Source organism: Escherichia sp. 94.0001 (genome assembly GCF_013369155.2).
Classification (GTDB): domain Bacteria; phylum Pseudomonadota; class Gammaproteobacteria; order Enterobacterales; family Enterobacteriaceae; genus Escherichia; species Escherichia coli_F.
In genome coordinates this window covers 30,301-50,238 of record NZ_JABWMS020000004.1, presented here as the reverse complement: position 1 = coordinate 50,238, position 19,938 = coordinate 30,301, and the positions used below count along the sequence as shown (strand labels likewise).

The window sequence follows — 19,938 nt, the reverse complement described above, 5'->3', positions numbered from 1 at the left end:
GGATGGATAAAGCTTTTACGCGGCAACGGATGCCCGATGCGACGCTGTGGCGTCTTATCGGGCCTACAAACGGTCCTGATCTGTAGGTCGGATAAGGCGTTTACGCCGCATCCGACAAACCATGCTGGATCACAACTTCGCAAACACCCGACGTGCAGCATCGATGGTGTTATTGATATCTTCCATGCTGTGCGCCACAGACATAAAGCCCGCTTCAAACGCTGACGGTGCCAGGTAAACACCTTCGTCCAGCATCATATGGAAGAAACGCTTAAAGCGTTCCACGTCACAGGCCATCACATCCTGATAGCACGTCACGGACCCGGCGTCGGTAAAGAAAATACCGAACATGCCGCCAACGTGGTTTACCACCAGCGGAATTCCGGCTTCTTCTGCCGCTTCCCGCAGACCTTCTGCCAGACGTGTTGTCAGCTCATCCAGCGTCTCGTGAACGCCCGGCTGCGCGACTTCATTCAGACAGGCGAAACCGGCTGCCATCGCAATCGGGTTACCGGAAAGCGTACCCGCCTGGTAGACCGGACCGGTTGGGGCCAGCGCATCCATCACATCACGACGACCACCGAATGCGCCTACCGGCATTCCACCGCCGATGATTTTGCCCAGGCAGGTGAGGTCTGGCACCACGTCGTAATAATCCTGCGCGCCAGCCAGCGCCACGCGGAAACCGGTCATCACTTCATCGATGATCAGCAATGAGCCAAATTCGTCGCACAGTGCGCGCAGACCCGGCAGGAACTCTGGCAGCGGCGGAACACAGTTCATGTTGCCTGCTACCGGCTCGACGATAATACAGGCAATCTCTTGCGGGTATTGCTCAAACGCGGCGCGTACCGAGGCCAGATCGTTATAAGTGCAGGTTAATGTATGTTTGGCGAAATCTGCCGGAACGCCCGGCGAGTTTGGCTGGCCTAACGTGAGTGCGCCAGAACCGGCTTTCACCAGCAGGCAGTCAGCGTGACCGTGGTAACAACCTTCAAATTTAATGATTTTGTCGCGACCGGTAAAACCGCGGGCCAGGCGGATGGCACTCATTGTCGCTTCAGTGCCGGAGTTCACCATGCGCACCATATCCATGGTCGGGACCAGTTCGGTCACCAGTTGCGCCATTTTCACTTCCATTTCGGTCGGTGCACCAAAGCTTAAACCACGCTCGGCGGCTTCAATCACGGCATTGCGGATCGCCGGATGGTTATGGCCCAGCACCATCGGCCCCCAGGAACCGACATAATCGATATAGGCTTTGCCATCAACATCGTACAGATAAGCACCGTCCGCTTTTTCGATAAACAGTGGAGTGCCGCCCACGCCAGTAAAGGCGCGAACAGGGGAGTTCACACCGCCAGGGATCAGCTCGCGCGCTGCGCTGTATAGATTTTCAGACTTACTCATGGAGGGTTCCTGATTCGTAGAAAAAGTGAATGGCTGCTATTCTATGTTATTCATAACAAGTTAAATACTCGTCAAACGTCAGGTTGCTTGTACTGGTACAATCCTGATTTCTTAGAGTATAAAAGTTTTGTGCATTTGAAACATTACGCTTTGCAAAGGATTTTCATGGAACGTGCGAGTAAAATGCCGTCATCTTATTTGTATGACCAATAAGTGATCATTGGATGAAAACTGATACTCCCTCTTTAGAAACACCGCAGGCCGCGCGCCTGCGACGCAGACAACTGATTCGCCAACTTCTTGAGCGCGATAAAACCCCGTTAGCCATTTTGTTTATGGCGGCAGTCGTCGGCACGCTTGTCGGGCTGGCAGCGGTTGCTTTTGACAAAGGCGTCGCCTGGTTGCAGAACCAACGTATGGGGGCGCTGGTCCATACGGCCGATAATTATCCGCTACTGTTAACCGTCGCTTTTCTCTGTTCGGCAGTGCTGGCGATGTTCGGCTACTTTTTGGTGCGCAAATACGCGCCGGAAGCCGGTGGCTCGGGGATCCCGGAAATTGAAGGGGCGTTGGAAGATCAACGTCCCGTTCGCTGGTGGCGTGTGTTGCCTGTGAAATTCTTTGGCGGGCTTGGGACACTCGGCGGCGGCATGGTGTTGGGGCGTGAAGGGCCAACCGTGCAGATCGGCGGTAATATCGGTCGGATGGTGCTTGATATATTCCGCCTGAAAGGTGATGAAGCGCGCCATACGCTGCTGGCAACCGGTGCAGCAGCGGGTCTGGCTGCGGCCTTTAATGCGCCGCTGGCGGGTATTTTGTTTATTATCGAAGAGATGCGTCCGCAGTTTCGCTATACGTTAATTTCGATTAAAGCGGTATTTATTGGCGTCATTATGTCGACGATTATGTACCGGATTTTTAATCATGAAGTTGCGCTGATTGACGTCGGTAAACTTTCTGACGCGCCGCTTAATACGCTATGGCTTTATCTGATCCTCGGTATTATTTTTGGCATTTTCGGCCCCATTTTTAATAAATGGGTGTTGGGGATGCAGGATTTACTGCATCGTGTGCACGGCGGCAATATTACCAAATGGGTACTGATGGGCGGTGCGATTGGCGGTCTGTGTGGATTGCTGGGGTTTGTGGCACCAGCAACTTCGGGCGGCGGTTTTAACCTGATTCCTATCGCCACGGCGGGGAACTTCAGCATGGGAATGCTGGTGTTTATCTTCGTCGCGCGAGTCATTACCACCTTACTCTGTTTCTCTTCCGGCGCGCCGGGCGGTATTTTTGCCCCTATGCTGGCGCTGGGTACTGTGCTGGGAACCGCTTTCGGAATGGTTGCCGTTGAGCTGTTTCCGCAATATCACCTTGAGGCGGGGACGTTTGCTATTGCCGGAATGGGGGCGTTACTGGCGGCATCTATTCGCGCGCCGTTAACGGGTATCATCCTGGTTCTGGAGATGACCGATAACTACCAGCTCATTTTGCCAATGATTATTACCGGTCTTGGCGCAACACTATTAGCGCAATTTACCGGCGGGAAACCGCTATACTCGGCGATTCTTGCACGCACGCTGGCGAAACAGGAAGCTGAGCAACTGGCGCGAAGCAAGGCCGCATCAGCCAGCGAGAATACTTGAACGAAATACCAGGGTATTAGATAATGGCGATTATTATTGGGTTAGAATTTGCCCAATTGCCGATGTCGTTTGGAGCAAAATATGAGTGATGACGTAGCACTGCCGCTGGAGTTTACCGACGCAGCAGCCAACAAAGTTAAAAGCCTGATCGCTGACGAAGATAACCCGAATCTGAAATTACGCGTGTATATCACCGGTGGCGGTTGCAGCGGCTTCCAGTATGGTTTCACCTTTGATGATCAGGTGAACGAAGGCGATATGACCATCGAAAAACAGGGCGTTGGCCTGGTGGTTGACCCGATGAGCCTGCAATATCTGGTCGGCGGTTCCGTTGACTATACCGAAGGTCTGGAAGGTTCTCGTTTCATCGTGACCAACCCGAACGCGAAAAGCACCTGCGGTTGCGGTTCTTCCTTCAGCATCTAATCTCTTATTCGTGTGCCGGATAAACTATCCGGCACATCTTCTCTCTTCAACGCCCATTCTCATCCAGCGCAAACGTCGGTAGCTTAAGATGCCAACGAATAGCCGCCAGCCGAATCAATAGCGTCACGACCATGCCCATCATACTGGCTGTTTCCAGTGGTACGGAAAATGTGTAATAAGCCGTAGCGTGGACAATACCGCCGATAATACAGGCAGTTGCGTAGATTTCTGTACGTAAAATCATGGGGATTTCGCGGGCCAGTACATCACGAATGATCCCGCCGCCAACGCCAGTAATGACGCCCATACAAACCGCGATTAACGGACCGGCTTCCGCATTAAAGGCTTTATTCACGCCAATGCCGACAAACACTGCCAGACCAACGGCATCCAGCACCGGCAACATCCATTTCGGTAAGCGTCTTGGCTGGCGCACCAGCACGATCGTCAGCATGCTGGTCACCATTGCAACAACCAGATCGGTGGGATCTTTCACCCAAAAGACCGGGCCGTGATCCAGCGCCATGTCGCGAATTGTCCCGCCGCCTACTGCGGTAACCACGCCTAATACCAGGACACCAAAAGGGTCCATACGCAATTTTCCGGCTAACAAAACGCCGGAGATGGCAAATACCGCTGTGCCGACTATATCCAGCCAATAGACGAGCATTGTTCTATCCCCACTGAGCACCTGAAAAGATCAGGCGCTAATCTACCTGTGAAAGCGCATTACAGAGCTGTTGTGCAGCGAGGATAATACGTGGGCTTGCACGTTCAAACCAGTCACTCGTGAGAGGAATAACGGGAATTTTGAGCTGTTCGCCCCAGTATTGTTTGATTTTAGGAATTTGGTCCGGTCCGCCGGTAATGACAATCGCCTGTGGCGCGCGTGCTAACACCTGTTCGCGGCTAACTTGCGGCCAGGGAACCCGGCTGTCTTTAAAGATGTTTTCTCCGCCACAAACTTCGAGTACCTGGTTTTGAATCGACTCTTTTCCACTGGTAAATGGCGGATTAATGCCGAATTGCAGAAAAACACGTTTTTTAGGTTTATCAGCATATTGCGCTTTCAATTGTGCGTACTGGTCCAGCAGGGATTGCGCGGCTTGTTCAGCCTTGTCCGGTTGTGGGCTCCAGGGGGCCAGTTGACGTAACGCATTGGCAATTTGTTCAATGCTTGTCGCATCGACCCACATCACTTTTATTCCCAGCGAAGCTAACTGGTCAACCTGCCGCTCGGCATTACCTCCACGCCAGGCAATCACCAGATCGGGTTTAAGGGCCACAATGCGTTCGAGATTCATCCCCTGCCAGGTTGAAACCTGCTCAATCTTTTGCGCTTGTGGAGGGTAGTCGGAATAACTGCTGACCCCAACCGGCGTGATCCCGGCGGCAAAAGCAAGTTCAGTGTTGGCGGGTGAAAGCGTGATGACGCGCGGTGCAGCGTTGAGCCACAGAGGGGCGAGAAAAGACAGGGCGACCAGCGCCCTGAACAGTGACTTAGCCATGTGCCAGTTTCTGCACCAGTGACTCAACCATCAGGCTGGACTGTTTAGCAGCAACAGCCAGGAACTCATCGAAGCTAAGATGAGACTGTTGATCGGCCACGTCGGAGATGGCGCGTACTACGACAAACGGGACGTTAAAATTGTGGCAGACATGAGCGATTGCCGTCGCTTCCATCTCTACAGCAATGGCCTGCGGGAAGTTGTGGCGGATTTTCGCCAGGCCAACAGAACCGTTGATGAAAGCGTCGCCGCTGACAATCAGGCCACGTACAGCGTTAAGATTCAGTTCGGCAATGCAGGCCTCAGCGGCAGCGATCAGTTTATCGTCAGCTTTGAAGCCAGCCGGGCAGCCAGGTAACTGACCGTATTCGTAACCAAATGCCGTGACATCCGCGTCGTGATAACGTGCTTCGTCCGAGACAACGATATCGCCCACTTTCAGCGTTGGCGCCAGGCCACCGGCAGAACCGGTGTTAATAATCACATCTGGCTTGCAGTGTTCCAACAGCAGAGTGGCACCCAGCGCCGCAGCGACTTTACCGATGCCCGATTTCAGAAGCGCAACCTCGGTTCCATTCAGTTGGCCGGTATAGATTTCGCAACCGCCCAGACTGATAGTTTGACGGTTTTCGATTTTGTCACGCAGCAGCGTAACTTCTTCTTCCATTGCACCAATGATGCCGATTTTCATAGATTTACTCGCGATAAGCCCGATTTGAAGGCATAGTTTACCATGCGCTTACGGGGAAGCGTATTTCTCACGCGGGAGAGGACATGGCACAGATTGATTTCCGAAAAAAAATAAACTGGCATCGTCGTTACCGTTCACCGCAGGGCGTTAAAACCGAACATGAGATCCTGCGAATCTTCGAGAGCGATCGCGGGCGTATCATCAACTCTCCGGCAATTCGTCGTCTGCAACAAAAGACCCAGGTTTTTCCACTGGAGCGCAATGCCGCCGTGCGCACGCGTCTTACCCACTCGATGGAAGTCCAGCAGGTGGGGCGCTACATCGCCAAAGAAATTTTAAGCCGTCTGAAAGAGCTTAAATTGCTGGAAGCATACGGCCTGGATGAACTGACCGGCCCTTTTGAAAGCATTGTTGAGATGTCATGCCTGATGCACGATATCGGCAATCCGCCGTTTGGTCATTTTGGCGAAGCGGCGATAAATGACTGGTTTCGCCAGCGTTTGCACCCGGAAGATGCCGAAAGCCAGCCTCTGACTGACGATCGCTGCAGCGTGGCAGCACTACGTTTACGGGACGGGGAAGAACCGCTTAACGAGCTGCGGCGCAAAATACGTCAGGACTTATGTCATTTTGAGGGGAATGCACAAGGCATTCGTCTGGTGCATACATTGATGCGGATGAATCTCACCTGGGCACAGGTTGGCGGTATTTTAAAATATACCCGTCCGGCGTGGTGGCGTGGTGAAACGCCTGAGACACATCACTATTTAATGAAAAAGCCGGGTTATTATCTTTCTGAAGAAGCCTATATTGCCCGGTTGCGTAAAGAACTTAATTTGGCGCTTTACAGTCGTTTTCCATTAACGTGGATTATGGAAGCTGCCGACGACATCTCCTATTGTGTGGCAGATCTTGAAGATGCGGTAGAGAAAAGAATATTCAGCGTTGAGCAGCTTTATCATCATTTGCACGAAGCGTGGGGCCAGCATGAGAAAGGTTCGCTCTTTTCGCTGGTGGTTGAAAATGCCTGGGAAAAATCACGCTCAAATAGTTTAAGCCGCAGTACGGAAGATCAGTTTTTTATGTATTTACGGGTAAACACCCTAAATAAACTGGTACCCTACGCGGCACAACGATTTATTGATAATCTGCCTGCGATTTTCGCCGGAACGTTTAATCATGCATTATTGGAAGATGCCAGCGAATGCAGCGATCTTCTAAAGCTATATAAAAATGTCGCTGTAAAACATGTGTTTAGCCATCCAGATGTCGAGCAGCTTGAATTGCAGGGCTATCGGGTCATTAGCGGATTATTAGAGATTTATCGCCCTTTATTAAGCCTGTCGTTATCAGACTTTACTGAACTGGTAGAAAAAGAACGGGTGAAACGTTTCCCTATTGAATCGCGCTTATTCCACAAACTCTCGACGCGCCATCGGCTGGCCTATGTCGAGGCTGTCAGTAAATTACCGTCAGATTCTCCTGAGTTTCCGCTATGGGAATATTATTACCGTTGCCGCCTGCTGCAGGATTATATCAGCGGTATGACCGACCTCTATGCCTGGGATGAATACCGACGTCTGATGGCCGTAGAACAATAACCAGGCTTTTGTAAAGACGAACAATAAATTTTTACCTTTTGCAGAAACTTTAGTTCGGAACTTCGCGCTATAAAACGAATCTGAAGAACACAGCAATTTTGCGTTATCTGTTAATCGAGACTGAAATACATGAAAAAAACCACATTAGCACTGAGTGCACTGGCTCTGAGTTTAGGTTTGGCGTTATCTCCGCTCTCTGCAACGGCGGCTGAGACTTCTTCAGCAACGACAGCCCAGCAGATGCCAAGCCTTGCACCGATGCTCGAAAAGGTGATGCCTTCAGTGGTCAGCATTAACGTAGAAGGTAGCACAACCGTTAATACGCCGCGTATGCCGCGTAATTTCCAGCAGTTCTTCGGTGATGATTCTCCGTTCTGCCAGGAAGGTTCTCCGTTCCAGAGCTCTCCGTTCTGCCAGGGGGGCCAGGGCGGTAATGGCGGCGGCCAGCAACAGAAATTCATGGCGCTGGGTTCCGGCGTCATCATTGATGCCGATAAAGGCTATGTCGTCACCAACAACCACGTTGTTGATAACGCGACGGTGATTAAAGTCCAGCTGAGCGATGGTCGTAAGTTCGACGCGAAGATGGTTGGCAAAGATCCGCGCTCTGATATCGCGCTGATCCAGATCCAGAACCCGAAAAATCTGACCGCAATTAAGATGGCGGATTCTGATGCACTGCGCGTGGGTGATTACACCGTAGCAATTGGTAACCCGTTTGGTCTGGGCGAGACGGTAACTTCCGGGATTGTCTCTGCGCTGGGGCGTAGCGGTCTGAATGCCGAAAACTATGAAAACTTCATCCAGACCGATGCTGCGATCAACCGTGGTAACTCCGGTGGTGCGCTGGTTAACCTGAACGGCGAACTGATCGGTATCAACACCGCGATCCTCGCACCGGACGGCGGCAACATCGGTATCGGTTTTGCTATCCCGAGTAACATGGTGAAAAACCTGACCTCGCAGATGGTGGAATACGGCCAGGTGAAACGCGGTGAGCTGGGTATTATGGGGACTGAGCTGAACTCCGATCTGGCGAAAGCGATGAAAGTTGACGCCCAGCGCGGTGCTTTCGTAAGCCAGGTTCTGCCGAACTCTTCCGCCGCGAAAGCGGGCATTAAAGCGGGTGATGTGATCACCTCACTGAACGGTAAGCCAATCAGCAGCTTTGCCGCACTGCGTGCTCAGGTGGGCACTATGCCGGTAGGCAGCAAACTGACCCTGGGCTTACTGCGCGACGGGAAGCAGGTTAACGTGAACCTGGAACTGCAGCAGAGCAGCCAGAATCAGGTTGATTCCAGCACCATCTTCAACGGCATTGAAGGCGCTGAGATGAGCAACAAAGGCAAAGATCAGGGCGTGGTGGTGAACAACGTGAAAACGGGCACTCCGGCTGCGCAGATCGGCCTGAAGAAAGGTGATGTGATTATTGGTGCGAACCAGCAGGCAGTGAAAAACATCGCTGAACTGCGTAAAGTTCTCGACAGCAAACCGTCTGTGCTGGCACTGAATATTCAGCGCGGCGACAGCACCATCTATCTGTTAATGCAGTAATCTTCCTCAACCCCTTCCTGAAAACGGGAAGGGGTTCTCCTTACAATCTGTGAACTTCACCACAACTCCATACATCTTCCTCATCCTTTGGGCATTTGCACAATGCCGTACGTTACGTACTTCCTTATGCTAAGCCGTGCATAACGGAGGACTTATGGCTGGCTGGCATCTTGATACCAAAATGGCGCAGGATATCGTGGCGCGCACCATGCGCATCATTGATACCAATATTAACGTAATGGATGCCCGCGGGCGTATTATCGGCAGCGGCGATCGTGAGCGTATTGGTGAATTGCACGAAGGTGCATTGCTGGTACTTTCACAGGGACGAGTAGTTGATATCGATGACGCGGTGGCACGTCATCTGCACGGTGTGCGGCAGGGGATTAATCTTCCATTACGGCTGGAAGGTGAAATTGTCGGCGTAATCGGCCTGACTGGTGAACCAGAGAATCTGCGTAAATATGGCGAACTGGTCTGCATGACGGCTGAAATGATGCTGGAACAGTCGCGGTTGATGCATCTGTTGGCGCAGGATAGCCGTTTGCGGGAAGAGTTGGTGATGAACCTGATTCAGGCGGAGGAGAATACTCCCGCACTCACTGAATGGGCGCAACGGTTGGGGATCGATCTCAATCAACCGCGAGTGGTGGCTATTGTTGAGGTCGATAGCGGTCAACTTGGCGTGGATAGCGCAATGGCGGAGTTACAGCAACTGCAAAACGCGCTGACTACGCCCGAGCGTAATAATCTGGTGGCGATTGTTTCACTGACCGAAATGGTGGTGTTGAAACCGGCGTTGAATTCGTTTGGGCGCTGGGATGCAGAAGATCATCGTAAGCGAGTTGAACAACTGATTGCCCGCATGAAAGAGTATGGTCAGCTACGTTTTCGCGTTTCGCTGGGTAACTATTTTACCGGACCAGGCAGTATTGCCCGCTCTTATCGTACGGCGAAAACGACGATGGTGGTGGGTAAACAGCGGATGCCCGAAAGTCGCTGCTATTTTTATCAGGATTTGATGTTGCCTGTGTTGCTCGACAGTTTGCGTGGCGACTGGCAGGCCAACGAACTGGCGCGACCGCTGGCGCGGCTCAAAGCGATGGACAATAATGGTTTACTGCGGCGAACGTTGGCGGCGTGGTTTCGTCACAATGTGCAACCGCTGGCAACGTCAAAGGCGCTGTTTATCCATCGTAATACTCTTGAGTATCGGCTTAATCGTATATCGGAACTGACCGGGCTTGATTTGGGCAATTTTGATGACAGGTTGCTGCTGTATGTGGCGTTACAACTGGATGAAGAGCGGTAGGTCGATTACAAAATTACAGCCGGGTGAGACTTTACCCGGCCCACAGAATGACATTATTTACGCGTCAGTTTTTCCAGATCGGCTTCAATCTCGCTGATCTTATTGGTTACTACTGACTCCAGGTGACGTAAGTCGTCGAGGATCTTACGCTTAAGATCAACTTCGCTGCGGTCACGCTGGCAGATTTGATCAAGCTCATCAATGATATACCGTAGATTCGGGCTGATTTCCTGGACTTCTTTATAACCTTGACCCACACCATCAGCGACGACCGTTTTACGCTGACGCGGATATTTAAACTTCACGCTCTTGGCGAAAAACTCGCCTTTGTCTTTCTGGAAATAGATTTTCAGAATATCGTTGTTGGCTTCCTGCCGGAGGCTGTAACGATCAATTTCTTCAGGATTGGTAATACCCAGACTTTTCAGATTGTCGTACATAGCGTTACCTCAAAATGAGTCAGTAAATTGTGCTTATTTTAGCATTTGGCCTGGCCCGCCCGGCTCGACTGTGATCGCAGAAAGCCTTTTTCTTCCAGACTTCTATCATGGCGTAAAAATCAAAAAATTACCTGCTTTATTCTGGCGATAAAATTCACGTTCTACACCAGTTCCAGCATCGTTACTTCCGGGCGGCAGTTCAGACGCAAACCATACAAACTGCCCACGCCACGGGTTGTGTAGATGTGTCGTTCGCCAAAGGCATTTAATCCGGCGACGTAACGTTTATCTTCGACAGGGGCAAAAGGTTCACCAACCAACGGTACGCGCAGTTGCCCGCCGTGAGTATGGCCGCACAGCATCAGATCCCAGGGTTCATCACGTATGACTTCTTTGCTGTCGGGATTATGTGCCAGCACCAGACGAGGCAGATTTGCTTCGCTGGCGGGAGGTGGTTTGCATTGTCCGGCCCATAAATCACCAGTGCCAACCAGTTCAAATTGCCGTTTTGATGTGGCGATTACCGTTGCCTGGTTAAACAACACAGTGATCCCCGCCGATTTTAACGCCTCGCCAATTAAGCGATTTTTCTCTGTACCCACGGGGTGATCGTGATTGCCAAAACAGGCAAATGTCGGTGCACATTTGGCAAGGGGAGAGAGTACGTCACTGAACGCCGAAAAATTCAGCGGCATATCAAATAAAACATAATCGCCACCCAGCAAAATCAAATCAGGTTTTTGCGCTACGCCAAGGGCAATAGCGTCAGAAATCAGGCTTAAAGGAACAAAACGAGAGTAATGGAGATCGGCCAGAAACAGAATTTTGAATGGTGCGGCTTTTTCTTCAAAAAAGGCGAAGCGGTGATGGCTTAATTCAAGCCAGCCGGGTTCCAGGTAATGCATATAACCGAAACCTGAACTCACCGTTAACGTCGCGGCGGCAGCCTGTAAAAAACGCCTGCGTGTGATCATCATTCATCCCTGTAAAAAAACGGGCAGCTTCATGCTGCCCGTGTACTGACTTTTAGTCGATGGTGCGTAGCAGTTCGTTAATGCCGACTTTGCCGCGAGTTTTCGCGTCAACTTTCTTAACGATAACCGCACAGTAGAGGCTGTATTTGCCATCTTTCGACGGCAGATTACCTGACACAACCACCGAACCAGCCGGAACGCGACCGTAGTGGATTTCGCCGGTTTCACGGTCGTAAATACGGGTGCTCTGACCAATGTATACGCCCATAGAGATGACGGAACCTTCTTCGACAATCACCCCTTCAACCACTTCAGAGCGTGCGCCGATGAAGCAGTTATCTTCAATGATGGTCGGATTAGCCTGCAGCGGCTCCAGCACGCCGCCGATACCCACGCCACCGGAAAGGTGGACATTTTTACCAATCTGCGCACAGGAACCGACGGTCGCCCAGGTATCAACCATGGTGCCTTCATCAACATATGCACCGATGTTGACGTAAGACGGCATCAGCACAGTGTTACGGGCGATAAACGCACCTTGACGTACTGCCGCTGGTGGTACAACGCGGAAGCCTTCTTTCTGAAAACGCGCTTCGTCGTAGTCGGCGAATTTCATCGGTACTTTATCGAAGTAGCGGCTTTCTGCCCCTTCGATCACCTGATTATCATTAATACGGAAAGAGAGCAGCACCGCTTTTTTCAACCACTGATGCGTCACCCACTGACCGTCAATTTTTTCCGCTACACGCAGTGCGCCGGAATCCAGCAGGGCGATCACCTGATTTACCGCTTCGCGGGTAACGGTGTCTGCATTGGCTGGCGTGATCTCGGCACGGCGTTCAAAAGCGGTTTCAATAATGTTCTGTAACTGCTGCATTGTTAAACTCTTTTCATATCAGTAAACACATCACCCTTTATCGTTTGGATTGAGGGCCTCTGTCAACCGCTGATGCACTTCCTGCTGCAACTCGTTATTAAGCGCACGCCGGTCAGCGGTGGCAATTATGAATAAATCTTCTACTCGCTCGCCAATGGTTGTAATTCGGGCACCATGAAGCGAAATTCCCAAATCGGCAAAAATTTTCCCGACTCTTGCCAGCAGTCCAGGTTGGTCGAGGGCGATCAGTTCGAGGAACGATTTGCGGTCGGTATGGGTCGGCAAAAACGTCACTTCGGTTTCAACAGTAAAATGGCGCAATTTGGCAGGCTGGCGACGCGGCTGCGGTGGCTGCCAGCTACTTTGTGTCAGTACTTGCTCCAGACCAAACCGAATAACCTCATGACGATCGGCGGACAGCGGGCTGCCATCGGGTTCCAGCACTATAAAGGTATCCATCGCCATACCGTCACGAGTGGTGAAAATTTGTGCGTCGTGGACACTTAAATTGCGGCGGTCTAATTCGGCACAGACGGCGGCAAACAGATAGGGGCGGTCCGGGCTCCAGATAAAAATCTCGGTGCCTCCACGCGTAGCCTGCGGGCTAAGCAGTACCAGCGGTTTGCTTAAATCATGCTGTAATAAATGGCGTGCGTGCCAGGCCAGTTGATTTGGGCTATGACGGACAAAATAGTTAGCGCGACAGCGTGACCAAATTTGGTGCAGCGCCTCTTCGTCGATGTTATCCATGCGCAGTAGTGCCAGCGCCTGGAGTTGGTGATGGCGAACCCGTTCGCGCATATCCGGCGTGTTTTGCATTCCGCGTCGTAGCTGCTTTTCGGTGGCAAAATAGAGTTCGCGCAACAGACTTTGCTTCCAGCTATTCCACAGTGTTTCGTTGGTGGCGCAAATGTCTGCCACTGTCAGGCATACCAGATAACGCAGACGATTTTCTGTTTGCACTTCTTCGGCAAACTGCTTGATGACTTCCGGGTCCTGAATATCGCGGCGCTGAGCTGTCACCGACATCAGCAAGTGCTGACGAACCAGCCAGGCCACCAGCTGTGTTTCGCGTGAGTTCAGCCCGTGGAGTTCGGCAAAATGCACTACATCCTGAGCACCGAGAATGGAGTGGTCGCCGCCGCGTCCTTTGGCGATATCGTGAAACAGCGCGGCGATGAAAATCAGCTCAGTTGACGGCAGGCGCGGCCAGACGTCCACACACAACGGATGGCGCTGTCGCGTTTCTTCACTGGCAAAACTCTCCAGTTTCAACATCACGCGGATAGTATGTTCATCCACCGTGTAGGCGTGGAACAGGTCAAACTGCATCTGCCCGACGATATGCGACCATTGCGGCATATACGCGCCGAGCACGCTATGGCGATGCATTGGCAATAGCCCGCGCCGCACCGCTCCGGGGTGACGCAGAATGCTCAAAAACAGTTTTCGCGCTTCCGGAATATTACACAGAGGTTGTTGCTGGTGGCGACGGGCGTGGCGTAACTGGCGTAGTGTGGTGGAGTAAATGCCGGTGATCGCACTGTTGCGCACCATGGTGTAGAACATACGCAAGATGGCTTCCGGCTGGCGCATAAACAGTGTTTCATCGCGCAGGTCGATTAGCGTACCGCGTAGCTGAAACTCATCGTCGATTGGACGTGGTTTTTCGTCGGCGGGCAGGGCGAGGATGGCTTCATCGAACAGTTGCAGCAGCATCTGGTTGAGTTCGCTGACGCGGCGCGTAACGCGGAAGTAATCCTTCATCATCCGCTCGACGGGTTCGTTACCTTCGCCACTGTAATTCAGACGCTGGGCGACGCTAAGCTGGCGATCAAACAGCAGGCGATTATCGTAACGGCTGACGACCAGATGCAGGGCAAAGCGAATACGCCACAATATATGCAGGCATTCGTTTAATTCCGCTCGCTCCGCAGAGGTTAAGAAGCCAAACCCTACCATTTCATCCAGCGATGTTGCGCCAAAATGACGGCGGGCCACCCATTGCAGAGTGTGGATATCGCGCAAGCCGCCGGGGCTACTTTTGATGTCTGGTTCAAGGTTGTAGCTGGTGCCGTGGTAACGCTGATGGCGCTGGTTCTGTTCTTCAACTTTCGCCGCGTAGAACTTGTCGGAAGGCCAGAATCCTTCGCTAAAAATATGTTTTTGCAGTTCGAGGAACAGCGCAACATCGCCAATTAATAAGCGGGATTCGATTAAATTGGTGGCGACGGTTAAATCCGATAACCCTTCCAGCATGCACTCTTCAAGCGTGCGCACGCTATGACCCACTTCCAGCTTTACATCCCAGAGCAGCGTTAACAGCTCGCCCACTTTTTGCGCCTGATCGTCCGGGAGCTTTTTACGGCTTAAAATCAGTAAATCGACGTCAGAAAGTGGATGCAGCTCGCCACGACCGTAGCCACCGACGGCGACCAATGCCAGGTCGGCAATCTGGCTGAATCCCGCTTCAATCCATAACCGTTGCAGGAGCTGGTCGATAAACTCGGTACGCGCCTCAATCAACTGTTCTGCAGAGATCCCATTGTCAAAGGCATCACCCAGCCAACGCTGGAAAGTATCAATATGGGCTTTTATCCCACAAACGGTTAATTCATCACGGGGCCAGGCGCATGGATTTTGCGGTTGACCGGGCAGGGTGGGGAGAGCGGTGTTTGCATACTGTTCTGGAAGGGTATTCATTGTGCGCCACCCATAAGATTAAATTATCGTATTAAAAAAGCCGGCATTCGCCGGCTTCATCTTATTCTTCGTGCGAGATTATCGCCGGGATGGTGTCATCCTTGCGTAGCGTCAGAATTTCGCAGCCGTTATCGGTCACCACAATAGTATGCTCATATTGTGCAGACAAGCTGCGATCTTTGGTTTTTACCGTCCAGCCATCTTTCATGGTGCGGATCTCTTTTTTGCCCGCGTTGACCATTGGCTCGATGGTGAAGGTCATCCCCGGTTTCAGCACGACGTTGGTTTCACGGGAGTCATAGTGCAGCACCTGCGGTTCTTCGTGGAAGCCGCGACCAATACCGTGTCCGCAATATTCACGAACGACGGAGAAGCCTTCTGCTTCGACAAATTTCTGAATCGCCGCACCGATTTCGCGCAGATTAATGCCCGGTTTTACCATGCGCAGCGCCAGGTAAAGGCTCTCTTGCGTTACGCGGCACAGACGTTCGCCCATGATGGTTGGCTTACCGACGATAAACATTTTTGAGGTATCGCCGTGGAAACCATCTTTGATTACAGTGACGTCGATGTTAACGATATCGCCATCTTTCAGCAGCTTGGCGTCGTCCGGGATACCGTGGCATACCACTTCATTAATAGAGATACACACGGATTTCGGATAGCCGTGATAGCCGAGGCAGGCAGAAACCGCGTGTTGTTCATTAACAATGTAATCATTACAGATGCGATCCAGCTCGCCGGTGCTGACGCCCGGTTTAACATACGGTTCGATCATTTCCAGCACTTCGGCAGCCAGTCGGCCAGCGACGCGCATTTTTTCGATATCTTCAGGGGTCTTGATTGAGATAGCCATTAATTCTGTCCATCAGCGTCGGTGATACCGACAATATATATGTAAGTGTCGTCAATGGTATCACACCCGGGCAAATTGAGAATCATTCTGAATTTCGCCAAACGTGCCACTGAACGTTTTCTATAATAGAAAATTCATCGTCTGATGCTGTACACAGCGCCAACAATTATTGGTGTCCACGACGTATTTGTGGTATAAAGCGCGCCGGACTTCCGATCCATTTCGTATACACAGACTGGACGGAAGCGACAATCTCACTTTGTGTAACAACACACACGTATCGGCACATATTCCGGGGTGCCCTTTGGGGTCGGTAATATGGGATACGTGGAGGCATAACCCCAACTTTTATATAGAGGTTTTAATCATGGCAACTGTTTCCATGCGCGACATGCTCAAGGCTGGTGTTCACTTCGGTCACCAGACCCGTTACTGGAACCCGAAAATGAAGCCGTTCATCTTCGGTGCGCGTAACAAAGTTCACATCATCAACCTTGAGAAAACTGTACCGATGTTCAACGAAGCTCTGGCTGAACTGAACAAGATTGCTTCTCGCAAAGGTAAAATCCTTTTCGTTGGTACTAAACGCGCTGCAAGCGAAGCGGTGAAAGACGCTGCTCTGAGCTGCGACCAGTTCTTCGTGAACCATCGCTGGCTGGGCGGTATGCTGACTAACTGGAAAACCGTTCGTCAGTCCATCAAACGTCTGAAAGACCTGGAAACTCAGTCTCAGGACGGTACTTTCGACAAGCTGACCAAGAAAGAAGCGCTGATGCGCACTCGTGAGCTGGAGAAACTGGAAAACAGCCTGGGCGGTATCAAAGACATGGGCGGTCTGCCGGACGCTCTGTTTGTAATCGATGCTGACCACGAACACATTGCTATCAAAGAAGCAAACAACCTGGGTATTCCGGTATTTGCTATCGTTGATACCAACTCTGATCCGGACGGTGTTGACTTCGTTATCCCGGGTAACGACGACGCAATCCGTGCTGTGACCCTGTACCTGGGCGCTGTTGCTGCAACCGTACGTGAAGGCCGTTCTCAGGATCTGGCTTCCCAGGCGGAAGAAAGCTTCGTAGAAGCTGAGTAATAAGGCTTGATAACTCCCCCAAAATAGTTCGAGTTGCAGAAAGGCGGCAAGCTCGAGAATTCCCGGGAGCTTACATCAGTAAGTGACCGGGATGAGCGAGCGAAGACAACGCATCTGCGGCGCGAAATATGAAGGGGGAGAGCCCTTATAGACCAGGTAGTACACGTTTGGTTAGGGGGCCTGCATATGGCCCCCTTTTTCACTTTTATATCTGTGCGGTTTAATGCCGGGCAGATCACATCTCCGAGGATTTTAGAATGGCTGAAATTACCGCATCCCTGGTAAAAGAGCTGCGTGAGCGTACTGGCGCAGGCATGATGGATTGCAAAAAAGCACTGACTGAAGCTAACGGCGACATCGAGCTGGCAATCGAAAACATGCGTAAGTCCGGTGCTATTAAAGCAGCGAAAAAAGCAGGCAACGTTGCTGCTGACGGCGTGATCAAAACCAAAATCGACGGCAACTACGGCATCATTCTGGAAGTTAACTGCCAGACTGACTTCGTTGCAAAAGACGCTGGTTTCCAGGCGTTCGCAGACAAAGTTCTGGACGCAGCTGTTGCTGGCAAAATCACTGACGTTGAAGTTCTGAAAGCACAGTTCGAAGAAGAACGTGTTGCGCTGGTAGCGAAAATCGGTGAAAACATCAACATTCGCCGCGTTGCTGCGCTGGAAGGCGACGTTCTGGGTTCTTATCAGCACGGTGCGCGTATCGGCGTTCTGGTTGCTGCTAAAGGCGCTGACGAAGAGCTGGTTAAACACATCGCTATGCACGTTGCTGCAAGCAAACCAGAATTCATCAAACCGGAAGACGTTTCCGCTGAAGTGGTAGAGAAAGAATACCAGGTTCAGCTGGATATCGCGATGCAGTCTGGTAAGCCGAAAGAAATCGCAGAGAAAATGGTTGAAGGCCGCATGAAGAAATTCACCGGCGAAGTTTCTCTGACCGGTCAGCCGTTCGTTATGGAACCAAGCAAAACTGTTGGTCAGCTGCTGAAAGAGCATAACGCTGAAGTGACTGGCTTCATCCGCTTCGAAGTAGGTGAAGGCATCGAGAAAGTTGAGACTGACTTTGCAGCAGAAGTTGCTGCGATGTCCAAGCAGTCTTAATTATCGAAAAGGAGCCGCCTGAGGGCGGCTTCTTTTTGCGCCCATCTTGTAAATTCAGCTAACCCTTATGGGGCTGCGCTGAAAAGCGACGTACAATGTCGCCGGTATTAATTCATTTCAATCGTTGACAGTCTCAGGAAAGAAACATGGCTACCAATGCAAAACCCGTCTATAAACGCATTCTGCTTAAGTTGAGTGGCGAAGCTCTGCAGGGCACGGAAGGCTTCGGTATTGATGCAAGCATACTGGATCGCATGGCTCAGGAAATCAAAGAACTGGTTGAACTGGGTATTCAGGTTGGTGTGGTGATTGGTGGGGGTAACCTGTTCCGTGGCGCTGGTCTGGCGAAAGCGGGTATGAACCGCGTTGTGGGCGACCACATGGGGATGCTGGCGACCGTAATGAACGGCCTGGCAATGCGTGATGCACTGCACCGCGCCTATGTGAACGCTCGTCTGATGTCCGCTATTCCATTGAATGGCGTGTGCGACAGCTACAGCTGGGCAGAAGCTATCAGCCTGTTGCGCAACAACCGTGTGGTGATCCTCTCCGCCGGTACAGGTAACCCGTTCTTTACCACCGACTCAGCAGCTTGCCTGCGTGGTATCGAAATTGAAGCTGATGTGGTGCTGAAAGCAACCAAAGTTGACGGCGTGTTTACCGCTGATCCGGCGAAAGATCCAACCGCAACCATGTACGAGCAACTGACTTACAGCGAAGTGCTGGAAAAAGAGCTGAAAGTCATGGACCTGGCGGCCTTCACGCTGGCTCGTGACCATAAATTACCGATTCGTGTTTTCAACATGAACAAACCGGGTGCGCTGCGCCGTGTGGTAATGGGTGAAAAAGAAGGGACTTTAATCACGGAATAATTCCCGTGATGGATAAATAAGGGTAAGATTCCGCGTAAGTATCGCGGGGGCGTAAGTCTGGTTATAAGGCGTTATTGTTGCAGGCAGTTTGGTCACGGCCAGCGCGCAGCAACCGGAGCGTACACAAGTACGTGAGGATGGCGAGCACTGCCCGGGGCCAAAATGGCAAATAAAATAGCCTAATAATCCAGACGATTACCCGTAATATGTTTAATCAGGGCTATACTTAGCACACTTCCACTGTGTGTGACTGTCTGGTCTGACTGAGACAAGTTTTCAAGGATTCGTAACGTGATTAGCGATATCAGAAAAGATGCTGAAGTACGCATGGACAAATGCGTAGAAGCGTTCAAAACCCAAATCAGCAAAATACGCACGGGTCGTGCTTCTCCCAGCCTGCTGGATGGCATTGTCGTGGAATATTACGGCACGCCGACGCCGCTGCGTCAGCTGGCAAGCGTAACGGTAGAAGATTCCCGTACTCTGAAAATCAACGTGTTTGATCGTTCAATGTCTCCGGCCGTTGAAAAAGCGATTATGGCGTCCGATCTTGGCCTGAACCCGAACTCTGCGGGTAGCGACATCCGTGTTCCGCTGCCGCCGCTGACGGAAGAACGTCGTAAAGATCTGACCAAAATTGTTCGTGGTGAAGCAGAACAAGCGCGTGTTGCAGTACGTAACGTGCGTCGTGACGCGAACGACAAAGTGAAAGCACTGTTGAAAGATAAAGAGATCAGCGAAGACGACGATCGCCGTTCTCAGGACGATGTACAGAAACTGACTGATGCTGCAATCAAGAAAATTGAAGCGGCGCTGGCAGACAAAGAAGCAGAACTGATGCAGTTCTGATTTCTTGAACGACAAAA

Annotated in this window: 20 protein-coding genes; 11 read left to right on the top strand and 9 right to left on the bottom strand. The window is 51.5% G+C overall.

From position 1 onward, the window contains the following. Positions 1-129 precede the first annotated feature (129 nt). The gene (gene hemL, locus HEN33_RS03310) at positions 130-1,410 is read right to left on the bottom strand and encodes a glutamate-1-semialdehyde 2,1-aminomutase (protein WP_176263086.1); all 1,281 of its coding nucleotides are present in this window, start codon (positions 1,408-1,410) and stop codon (positions 130-132) included. Between the two features lie 165 nt (positions 1,411-1,575). Here hemL and yadX point away from each other — a divergent pair, with 165 nt between their 5' ends. The 4 genes from yadX to erpA are packed head-to-tail and all read left to right on the top strand — an operon-like array spanning position 1,576 to position 3,482. Further along, entirely contained in the window at positions 1,576-1,623 is a 48-nt protein-coding gene (yadX, locus tag HEN33_RS26270; protein WP_211180485.1) for a protein YadX, read from the top strand. 11 nt (positions 1,624-1,634) lie between these two features. Then, positions 1,635-3,056, top strand: a complete 1,422-nt coding sequence (clcA, locus tag HEN33_RS03305) for a H(+)/Cl(-) exchange transporter ClcA (protein WP_000845394.1) — start codon at positions 1,635-1,637, stop codon at positions 3,054-3,056. A gap of 23 nt (positions 3,057-3,079) precedes the next feature. Beyond that, entirely contained in the window at positions 3,080-3,145 is a 66-nt protein-coding gene (yadW, locus tag HEN33_RS03300) for a small protein YadW (protein WP_120795373.1), read from the top strand. Then, positions 3,138-3,482 (top strand): iron-sulfur cluster insertion protein ErpA, encoded by a 345-nt coding sequence (erpA, locus tag HEN33_RS03295; RefSeq protein ID WP_001295564.1) that lies wholly within the window; start codon positions 3,138-3,140, stop codon positions 3,480-3,482. Before yadW ends, erpA begins: the two co-directional genes overlap by 8 nt. 46 nt (positions 3,483-3,528) lie before the next feature. Here erpA and HEN33_RS03290 read toward each other — a convergent pair whose 3' ends face one another. The 3 genes from HEN33_RS03290 to mtnN are packed head-to-tail and all read right to left on the bottom strand — an operon-like array spanning position 3,529 to position 5,681. After that, positions 3,529-4,152: a TRIC cation channel family protein gene (locus HEN33_RS03290; protein WP_000964221.1), complete on the bottom strand. Its 624-nt coding sequence runs from the start codon at positions 4,150-4,152 to the stop codon at positions 3,529-3,531. A gap of 37 nt (positions 4,153-4,189) precedes the next feature. Beyond that, positions 4,190-4,990 (bottom strand): vitamin B12 ABC transporter substrate-binding protein BtuF, encoded by an 801-nt coding sequence (gene btuF / locus HEN33_RS03285; protein ID WP_001306218.1) that lies wholly within the window; start codon positions 4,988-4,990, stop codon positions 4,190-4,192. Then, on the bottom strand, positions 4,983-5,681 hold the full coding sequence (mtnN, locus tag HEN33_RS03280; RefSeq protein WP_000689844.1) for a 5'-methylthioadenosine/S-adenosylhomocysteine nucleosidase: 699 nt from the start codon (positions 5,679-5,681) through the stop codon (positions 4,983-4,985). The genes btuF and mtnN overlap by 8 nt, the downstream gene beginning before the upstream one ends. An 83-nt stretch (positions 5,682-5,764) precedes the next feature. Here mtnN and dgt point away from each other — a divergent pair, with 83 nt between their 5' ends. From dgt to cdaR, 3 genes are all read left to right on the top strand, one after another. After that, positions 5,765-7,282: a dGTPase gene (gene dgt / locus HEN33_RS03275; RefSeq protein WP_032183239.1), complete on the top strand. Its 1,518-nt coding sequence runs from the start codon at positions 5,765-5,767 to the stop codon at positions 7,280-7,282. A 129-nt stretch (positions 7,283-7,411) separates the two neighbouring features. Beyond that, complete coding sequence (gene degP / locus HEN33_RS03270; protein WP_000753942.1) at positions 7,412-8,836, top strand: serine endoprotease DegP; 1,425 nt, start codon at positions 7,412-7,414, stop codon at positions 8,834-8,836. Between the two features lie 154 nt (positions 8,837-8,990). Then, on the top strand, positions 8,991-10,148 hold the full coding sequence (cdaR, locus tag HEN33_RS03265; RefSeq protein ID WP_000929430.1) for a DNA-binding transcriptional regulator CdaR: 1,158 nt from the start codon (positions 8,991-8,993) through the stop codon (positions 10,146-10,148). A gap of 53 nt (positions 10,149-10,201) precedes the next feature. Here the strand turns inward: cdaR and HEN33_RS03260 are convergent, their stop codons facing one another. The 5 genes from HEN33_RS03260 to map form a co-directional block, all read right to left on the bottom strand. Further along, the gene (locus HEN33_RS03260) at positions 10,202-10,588 is read right to left on the bottom strand and encodes a DUF3461 family protein (RefSeq protein WP_000272188.1); all 387 of its coding nucleotides are present in this window, start codon (positions 10,586-10,588) and stop codon (positions 10,202-10,204) included. 161 nt (positions 10,589-10,749) lie between these two features. After that, positions 10,750-11,562, bottom strand: a complete 813-nt coding sequence (gene yaeI, locus HEN33_RS03255; protein WP_103253563.1) for a phosphodiesterase YaeI — start codon at positions 11,560-11,562, stop codon at positions 10,750-10,752. 52 nt (positions 11,563-11,614) lie between these two features. Further along, positions 11,615-12,439, bottom strand: a complete 825-nt coding sequence (gene dapD / locus HEN33_RS03250) for a 2,3,4,5-tetrahydropyridine-2,6-dicarboxylate N-succinyltransferase (RefSeq protein WP_001186650.1) — start codon at positions 12,437-12,439, stop codon at positions 11,615-11,617. Positions 12,440-12,469: 30 nt separating this feature from the next. Then, on the bottom strand, positions 12,470-15,142 hold the full coding sequence (glnD, locus tag HEN33_RS03245; RefSeq protein WP_176263085.1) for a bifunctional uridylyltransferase/uridylyl-removing protein GlnD: 2,673 nt from the start codon (positions 15,140-15,142) through the stop codon (positions 12,470-12,472). 61 nt (positions 15,143-15,203) lie between these two features. Next, a complete protein-coding gene (map, locus tag HEN33_RS03240) occupies positions 15,204-15,998 on the bottom strand; it encodes a type I methionyl aminopeptidase (RefSeq protein WP_001018200.1) in 795 nt (264 codons plus the stop codon). A gap of 367 nt (positions 15,999-16,365) precedes the next feature. Here map and rpsB point away from each other — a divergent pair, with 367 nt between their 5' ends. The 4 genes from rpsB (at position 16,366) to frr (ending at position 19,921) form a co-directional block, all read left to right on the top strand. Continuing rightward, positions 16,366-17,091 (top strand): 30S ribosomal protein S2, encoded by a 726-nt coding sequence (gene rpsB, locus HEN33_RS03235; RefSeq protein WP_000246882.1) that lies wholly within the window; start codon positions 16,366-16,368, stop codon positions 17,089-17,091. 257 nt (positions 17,092-17,348) lie between these two features. Then, positions 17,349-18,200 (top strand): translation elongation factor Ts, encoded by an 852-nt coding sequence (tsf, locus tag HEN33_RS03230; protein WP_000818114.1) that lies wholly within the window; start codon positions 17,349-17,351, stop codon positions 18,198-18,200. A 146-nt stretch (positions 18,201-18,346) separates the two neighbouring features. Beyond that, entirely contained in the window at positions 18,347-19,072 is a 726-nt protein-coding gene (gene pyrH / locus HEN33_RS03225; RefSeq protein WP_000224573.1) for a UMP kinase, read from the top strand. 291 nt (positions 19,073-19,363) lie between these two features. After that, entirely contained in the window at positions 19,364-19,921 is a 558-nt protein-coding gene (gene frr, locus HEN33_RS03220) for a ribosome recycling factor (RefSeq protein WP_000622418.1), read from the top strand. Positions 19,922-19,938 lie beyond the last annotated feature (17 nt).